This window comes from Promicromonospora sp. NPDC019610 (assembly GCF_044389365.1).
In the GTDB taxonomy this organism is placed as follows: Bacteria; Actinomycetota; Actinomycetes; order Actinomycetales; family Cellulomonadaceae; genus Promicromonospora.
Genome location: NZ_JBIRXX010000001.1, coordinates 2593528 through 2600717, shown reverse-complemented (window position 1 = coordinate 2600717; position 7190 = coordinate 2593528). Strand labels below are relative to the sequence as shown.

Here is a 7190-nt window from a genome sequence, read left to right as displayed (position 1 = left end):
GCGCGAACAATGATACTGGCCAGACCAAAACCAAACTGGTTTCAATCCGATCCAAAAACAACCCCCACCATCCCCGACCACACCACCATGCTGGCAGCACGACCCGAAACAATGAGAGTCAAATAATTGGCATTGACTATCAAGCACACTGTTGAGTTCTCAAACAACCGACGCACACCGTCAGGACCGCGAACTTTCCGTTCGCTTCCCTGTCCGGGGCAGTGACTTCAACTTACCAGGCCCTTTCGGACTTTTCCAAATCCCCGCCGACCCACCGGGCCGAGAGAATTCTTCAAACAACCGAAAGAATTCTGATCCCATTTTTCGCCGACCATTCAAGACAAGAACCTTGATGATCTGCAGAGGAAGGGAAACCATCCGAACCGGACCGCGACTCGCACCGCGTCATCCTCGTTCGGAGGCAACCTCTGTAACTTACCCTACCACGCTCCCCGGCGCAAGCACCCTGGTCAGGATCCCTACATCGAAGCGCCTGTCCGGCAAGCCCAACCCAGAAACGAAGCGCACGAAGCTACCTCGACGATCTGGAGTGGTTCCCGCCCCGGGACCGGCCAGTCACGCTTCTCGCGCTCCCTGTCCGTACCTCCCTGCCGGGCGAACAACCGGAACAGTACACAGCGATCGCGGTCCACGCAAAATCAGCGTGCGTGCGACGTGCGCGGCGGTGCGCGGCGCCCGTTTCGCCCCTTCACCGGCGGCGAAGCGGGCGGCGAGACGGGCGGCGACACGAGCGGCGAGATCGGCCGCCCGCTCCCACGCGACCGGCGTCACTCCACGGTGACGGACTTCGCCAGGTTCCGCGGCTTGTCCACGTCGTGCCCCAGGGAGAGCGCCGCGTGATACGCCAGCAGCTGCAGCGGCACGGTCAGGAGCAGCGGGTCCAGCTCCCGCTCGTTGCGCGGCACGTCGATCCGCTCCGCCTTCAGCTCGCCCAGGTCCACGCCCTCGTGCGTGATGACCACGAGGGGGCCACCGCGCGCGTCGATCTCGTGCAGAGCCGCCACGTTCCGATCGGTCAGCTCATCGTCCGGCACGATCGCGACCGTCGGCACCTCGGGCGAGATGAGCGCGAGCGGGCCGTGCTTCAGCTCGGACATCTGGTACGCCTCGGCGTGCCGGTAACTGATCTCCTTGAACTTCTGTGCGCCTTCACGCGCCACCGGGTACCCGCGCACACGGCCGACGAAGAACAGGCTCTCGGCGGACGCGAGCGCCTTGGCGGCCTCAGCGATCCGCTCCTCGCCGTCGAGCACCTGCTCGATCTGGGCGGGCAGGGCCTGCAGCCCGGCGACGAGCCGGCGACCGTCCGCGACGGACAGGTCCCGCACCCTGCCGAGCTGGAGGGCGAGCAGCGCGAAGCCCACGTACATGGTGGTGAGCGCCTTGGTGGAGGCGACGGCGATCTCGGGCCCCGCATGCAGGTAGATGCCGCCGTCGCAGGCCCGGGCGATCGCGGAGCCGACGACGTTGACGAGGCCGATGACGCGGCCGCCCTTGCGCTTGATCTCCTCGACGGCCAGCAGCGTGTCGATGGTCTCGCCCGACTGACTCACCGCCACGTACAGGGTGTCGGGCTCGATGACGGGGTCGCGGTAGCGGAACTCGCTCGCGGCCTCGGCGTCGGCGGGGACGCGGGCCAGCTCCTCGACGAGCGACGCTCCCATCTGCCCCACGTAGTACGCCGAGCCGCAGCCCAGGATCTTGACGCGGCGGACGGCGCGCAGCGCGCGGGCGTCCATGTCGAGGCCGCCCAGGTGCGCGGTGGCGAACCGTTCGTCCAGCCGGCCGCGCAGGGCGCGCTCCACGCTGGCCGGCTGCTCCAGCATCTCGGTGTACATGCGCGGGCGGCCGTCGATCTGGCCGTGCTCGTAGGCGCTGGGGTCGACGTCGACCTCGCGCGCCGTGGTCTGGGTGCGCGTCAGGTCCCGGCGGAACGTGGTGAATCCGGCTGCGGTCACGGTGGCGAGCTCGCCGTCGGCCAGGTGGGCGACCGTGGTGGTGTGGCGGACGAGCGCGGCGAGGTCCGAGGCCACGAACATCTCCTTCTCCCCCACGCCGACCAGCAGCGGGCTGCCGTTGCGCGCCACCACCACCCGGTCGGGGTAGTCCGCGTGCACGACGGCGAGCCCGTAGGTCCCCTCGACGGCGTCCAGCGCGTCGACGACCTTGCCCTCCAGCGTGTCCGCGGCGGAGAGCGCGACGAGGTGGGCGAACACCTCCGTGTCCGTGTCGCTCGCGAGCTCGACGCCCTGGCCGGTGAGCCGGGCACGCAGCGCGGCGGCGTTGTCGATGATGCCGTTGTGCACCACGGCGACCGTGCCGGTCGCGTCCGTGTGCGGGTGGGCGTTCACGTCGGTCGCGGGGCCGTGGGTCGCCCACCGGGTATGACCGATGCCCACGCGCCCGGACATCCGCCGGGGCAGCACCTCGGCCAGGTCGCGGACCCGGCCGGCACGCTTGGTGACCTTGAGCTGGGAGCCGACGACGGCGACGCCGGCCGAGTCGTATCCCCGGTGCTCCAGCCGGCCGAGGGCCTCGACGAGCAGGGGGGCGGCGTTCTGGCCGCCGACGTAACCGACGATTCCACACATGAGGGTGCTCCTTCAGGAGGGACGGAGGGGGCGGGCGGTACGGCCCGCGGGAGGCGCCGGCTCAGCCGTAGATCATCCGGCGCAGCTGCCGCTCGCTGAGCCGGGGCGCGGCGACGACCCGCTGCTCCAGCTCGGTGGCGATGAGCGCGAAGATCTCGGGGTTCTTCGCGCCGTGGGTCTTCAGCTCGGCGTGCCGGCGCCGGACGACGTCCTCCACCGGTTCGGCGAAGTACGCGACGACGTCGCCGACCACGCGCGCCGCCTCGGCGGGCGTGAGCCCGGTGGTCGCCGCCACCTGGGCGACGAGATCAGGTGACGTCGTCATGCCGCCGAGCATCGCGCATCCGAACGGCGAACGACAACTTCTTGCCCGGAATCGGGCAAGAAGTGACTCCACAGCGGGCCACGGGCGGGCGAAAGGCGTCCGAGCAGACGAAACGGCGGCCGCCCGCTGGAGTGCGGGCGGCCGCCGTCATGCACCGGCAGGGCCGGTCAGGAGAGCCGCGAGGGGCCGGTCAGGGTCACTCCGAGGCGGCGACCGCCAGGGTCTTCTTGCCCCGGCGCAGCACCGCGTACCGCCCGTGGAGCAGGTCCTCGGCGGCGAGCGCGGCGTCGTCCGACGTGACCTTCACGTTGTTCACGTAGGCGCCGCCCTCGGCGATCGCGCGGCGCGCGGCACCCTTGGACGCCACGAGCCCCGAGCCCACCAGCAGGTCGGCGACCAGGTCGCCGGCCTTGGCCGTCACGCGCGGCAGCTCGGCCACCGCACCCGCGAGCGTCCGGGCGTCGAGGTCGTCGAGCGAGCCACGCCCGAACAGCGCCTGGCTCGCCGCGATGACCGCCTCCGTCGCCCCGGCGCCGTGCACCAGCGTGGTCACGTCGCCCGCAAGCGCCTTCTGGGCCTCGCGCACGAACGGCCGCTCGGCCACCTCCCGCTCGAGCTCCGCGATCTCCTCGCGAGAGCGGAACGTGAACACCTTGAGGTAGTTCACGACGTCGGCGTCGGCCTGGTTGAGCCAGAACTGGTAGAAGGCGTAGGGGCTGGTCATCTCCGGGTCGAGCCAGATGGAGCCGCCCTCGGACTTGCCGAACTTGGTGCCGTCCGCCTTGGTGATGAGCGGCGTCGTCAGCGCGTGCGCACTGACCCCCTCGGCCTTGCGGATCAGCTCGACGCCGGCCAGCAGGTTGCCCCACTGGTCGTTGCCGCCGAGCTGGAGGGTGATGCCGTGCCGCCGGTAGAGCTCGCGGTAGTCCATGCCCTGGAGCACCTGGTAGCTGAACTCGGTGAAGCTGATGCCCTCGTCCGAGGCGAGCCGCCGGGCCACGATGTCCTTGGACAGCATGGTGCCCATCCGGAAGTGCTTGCCGATGTCGCGCAGGAACTCGATCGCGGACATTGGGGCGGTCCAGTCGAGGTTGTTCACCATGCTCGCGGCGTTGTCGCCCTCGAAGGACAGGTGCGGCTCGATCTGGGCGCGGATGCGCTCCACCCAGCCCGCCACGATCTCGGGCGAGTTGAGCGTGCGCTCGCCGGAGTCACGGGGGTCGCCGATGAGGCCCGTCGCGCCGCCGACCAGCAGGTAGGGCCGGTGGCCGGCGTCCTGCAGCCTGCGTGCCGTGAGGATCTGGACGAGGTTGCCGATGTGCAGCGACGGGGCCGTGGGGTCGAAGCCCACGTAATAGTCCACGGTGCCCTCCGACAGTGCAGAACGCAGCGCGGCCTCGTCGGTGGACTGTGCCACCAGGCCTCGCCATTGCAGCTCGTCGAAGATGTGGGTCACCGTGGATGCTCCTTCTGAGGGGGAAGACCGGCGTTGTCGGTCAGGTGTTGCTCGGCGGGCTCGTAGGCCCGATGGTCATAGTCTGCCCGACGGCGGCGGTGGGCTCGCCCTCATTCCATTCCGGCGCGCGCCCGGGCCTCCGGGGTCACGGGCGTGAACAGGTTGACCAGGGTGCCGTCGGGGTCGCGGACGAGCAGCGAGCGGTTGCCCCACGGCATGGTGGTCGGCGGGGTCACGGTCTCGGCCGCGTCGCCGAGGCCGGCGAACAGGGCGTCGACGTCGTCGACGAGGAACTCCACGATCGCCGTGCGGTTGGCGGCGGGGACCGCGGAGCCCGGGCCGAAGAGCTGGACCGTCCGGGTACTGCCGATCGCGAGGGTACCCCGGTCGGTGCGCAGCTCCGCGAAGTCGGGCGACGGCCGCTGCGCCGGGACGCCGGTGACGCGCTCGTAGAAGGCGGTCAGCCGGTCGACGTCCTCGGTGACGAGCCGCACGGAGGCGAGGGTGGCGTGGTGCATGAGGTGGACCTCCCGGTCGCTGGCCACGGTCTCTCCGTGGCTCGCGACCAGCCTCTGCGCGCTCAGCGACACCCCTGTGTCGGTGTTTACGCGGGCGGTGCTTCCGCGGTCGGTGCCCCCGCGGTGGGCCGGGCGGCGTGCGGTCAGCCCAGGAGCGTCAGGGTGCGCAGGTCGCCGTCGGGCACCTGGACGTCCTCCGGGCGGACGACGCGGCGGGGTGCGCGCTCGCTGGTGGCCGTGACCCGGTCGACGCGGTCGAGGCGGAAGGCACGGATCCCGTCGCGCAGCCGGCACCAGGCCAGCAGGTACCAGCCCGTGGACGACCCGACGAAGCCGAGCGGCTCGACGTCGCGCGTGGTCGCGGCGCCGGACTTGTCGGTGTAGCGCAGGCGCAGTACCCGGCGGGCGGAGATCGCGTCGGTGAGGACGGCGGGGACCGGCGGCACCTGCGGGGGCGCCCCGAGGAGGTGCACGCGGGCGGCGAGGTCGTGGGCGGCGGTCGCGTCGTCGTCGCGCATGGCCGCGAGGATCTTGCGGAGCGCCGTCGAGCCCGCGCCCGCGAAGGGCGTCCCGGCCAGGCCGCCCAGCGCGACGGCGACCGCGACCGCCTCGTCGGGGCTGAAGTTGACCGGCGGGAGCGTCCGGGCGCGGTCGAGGCAGTAGCCCCCGGTGCGTCCGGGCTCGGCCCAGACGGGCACGCCGGTCTGCTGCAGCGCGCTGATGTCGCGCTCGATGGTCCGCCGGCTGACCTCGAACCGATCGGCCAACCACGACGCGCTCCGCGGACGCGGGGCGACGGCCCGCAGCTCCTCCACGATCGCGTACAGGCGGTCGGTCCGGTTCACCCCGCGAGCCTATGCGGCGCGGGGTCCCGACCCATCTTCTTCCCAATCCAACGATTATCGATTACTCTCCCCGAGACGTCACTCCACAGTCGTAGGCCGTACGCCGCAGGCCCACGCACAGCACCCCCCCTGGAACGCTGCGGCAACCCGAGAGGATCAACGATGATCAAGCACCGCACCCTGGCGAGCGTGGGCACGCTCACGGCGGCAGCCCTCACCCTCGCCGGCTGTGCCGGCGACGGCGGCGACGCCGGTGGTGGCACCACCGAGCTGAGCCTGCTCGTCAACGTAACCCCCAACCTCACCGAGGAGTTCTGGAACGAGCTCGTCGCGCCGTTCGAGGAGGCCAACCCCGGCATCGACGTCGTCGTGCAGAACCCGGGCGCCGAGGGCGTGGCCGCCGCCCTGCCCCGGCTGCTGACCGCGGGCGACGCGCCCGACGTCGTGCAGTCGATGCCGCCCACGGTCGACCTGGCCCCGGAGCTGGTCGACCTCTCCCGGTACGACTGGGCGACCGGCGGCCCCCTGGCCGACCAGTACTCGATCGACGGCAAGTACTACATGGCCGGCATCGGCTTCCAGCTGCAGAGCCTGTGGTTCTACAACAAGACCGCCTTCGAGGAGGCGGGCATCACCGAGACGCCGACGACGGTGGAGGAGCTCACCGCCGCGCTCGGCAAGCTGAAGGACGCCGGCTGGACCCCCATCCAGACGGGCGGCGACTGGATGACCAGCCACTCCCTGCAGGCGCTGGGCCTGCCGACGATCGTGGCGCAGGACCCGGAGTGGTTCGCCGCGATGAGCGCGGGCGAGACCACGTTCGCGGAGACGTACGGGCCGACGGTCGAGACGTACGCGCAGTGGGTGGCCAAGGGCTACGTGCCCAAGGACGCCCTGGGCATCAAGTACCCCGACGCGGAGCAGGCCTTCCTGTCCGGCAAGAGCGCGATCTACCCCATGGGCAGCTGGTTCGCGGGCACCGAGGCCAAGGCCGAGGAGAAGGCCGAGATCGGCGTCTTCCGCGCGCCCGCCGTCGAGGGCGTCGACGCGCCGGCGATGGGCGCGAACATCGCGAGCCCGTACTCGATCCTCAAGTCCAGCGAGGACCAGGACGCCGCCGCGAAGCTCGTCGAGTTCCTCGTGACCGACCAGACGGCGGTCGCCGACCAGCTCGAGGTGGACGGCAACTTCCGCGACGGCTACGAGTACGAGATGGACGCGCTCGGCCAGGAGCTGCAGCAGATCGTGGCCGACACGCCCGCCGAGTCGTACACCCCGACCGGGCAGGGCTACGGCGAGCGCACGCTCCCCACGGGCTACTCGGACGAGATCAACGCCCAGACCCAGGCCCTGATCGGCGGCACCCCGGCCGCCGACGTCGAGACGGCCATGGACGACTGGTTCGCCTCCAGCATCGGCTGAGGCAACCAGACG

General features: G+C 70.9%; 6 protein-coding genes. 1 reads left to right on the top strand and 5 read right to left on the bottom strand.

Features of this window, described 5'->3' with window-relative positions; all coding sequences use genetic code 11:
- Positions 1-788 precede the first annotated feature (788 nt).
- From glmS to ACH45N_RS11555, 5 genes are all read right to left on the bottom strand, one after another.
- Positions 789-2612: a glutamine--fructose-6-phosphate transaminase (isomerizing) gene (gene glmS, locus ACH45N_RS11575; RefSeq protein ID WP_397393754.1), complete on the bottom strand. Its 1824-nt coding sequence runs from the start codon at positions 2610-2612 to the stop codon at positions 789-791.
- A gap of 61 nt (positions 2613-2673) precedes the next feature.
- Entirely contained in the window at positions 2674-2937 is a 264-nt protein-coding gene (locus ACH45N_RS11570; RefSeq protein WP_397393752.1) for a hypothetical protein, read from the bottom strand.
- A gap of 196 nt (positions 2938-3133) precedes the next feature.
- Positions 3134-4393, bottom strand: a complete 1260-nt coding sequence (gene tyrS, locus ACH45N_RS11565; protein ID WP_397393750.1) for a tyrosine--tRNA ligase — start codon at positions 4391-4393, stop codon at positions 3134-3136.
- Positions 4394-4503: 110 nt separating this feature from the next.
- Complete coding sequence (locus ACH45N_RS11560; protein ID WP_397393854.1) at positions 4504-4911, bottom strand: VOC family protein; 408 nt, start codon at positions 4909-4911, stop codon at positions 4504-4506.
- A gap of 143 nt (positions 4912-5054) precedes the next feature.
- A complete protein-coding gene (locus ACH45N_RS11555) occupies positions 5055-5756 on the bottom strand; it encodes a helix-turn-helix transcriptional regulator (RefSeq protein WP_397393748.1) in 702 nt (233 codons plus the stop codon).
- 162 nt (positions 5757-5918) lie between these two features.
- On the opposite strand from ACH45N_RS11555, the gene ACH45N_RS11550 reads away from it, so the two are divergent.
- Positions 5919-7178 (top strand): ABC transporter substrate-binding protein, encoded by a 1260-nt coding sequence (locus tag ACH45N_RS11550; protein WP_397393746.1) that lies wholly within the window; start codon positions 5919-5921, stop codon positions 7176-7178.
- Positions 7179-7190 lie beyond the last annotated feature (12 nt).

What these genes read in the sequence shown, in the direction of transcription:
- ACH45N_RS11550 (WP_397393746.1), top strand. Translation starts at nt 5,919, where the DNA reads ATGATCAAGCACCGCACCCTGGCGAGCGTGGGCACGCTCACGGCGGCA.
- glmS (WP_397393754.1), bottom strand. Translation starts at nt 2,612, where the DNA reads ATGTGTGGAATCGTCGGTTACGTCGGCGGCCAGAACGCCGCCCCCCTG.
- ACH45N_RS11560 (WP_397393854.1), bottom strand. Translation starts at nt 4,911, where the DNA reads ATGCACCACGCCACCCTCGCCTCCGTGCGGCTCGTCACCGAGGACGTC.
- ACH45N_RS11570 (WP_397393752.1), bottom strand. Translation starts at nt 2,937, where the DNA reads ATGACGACGTCACCTGATCTCGTCGCCCAGGTGGCGGCGACCACCGGG.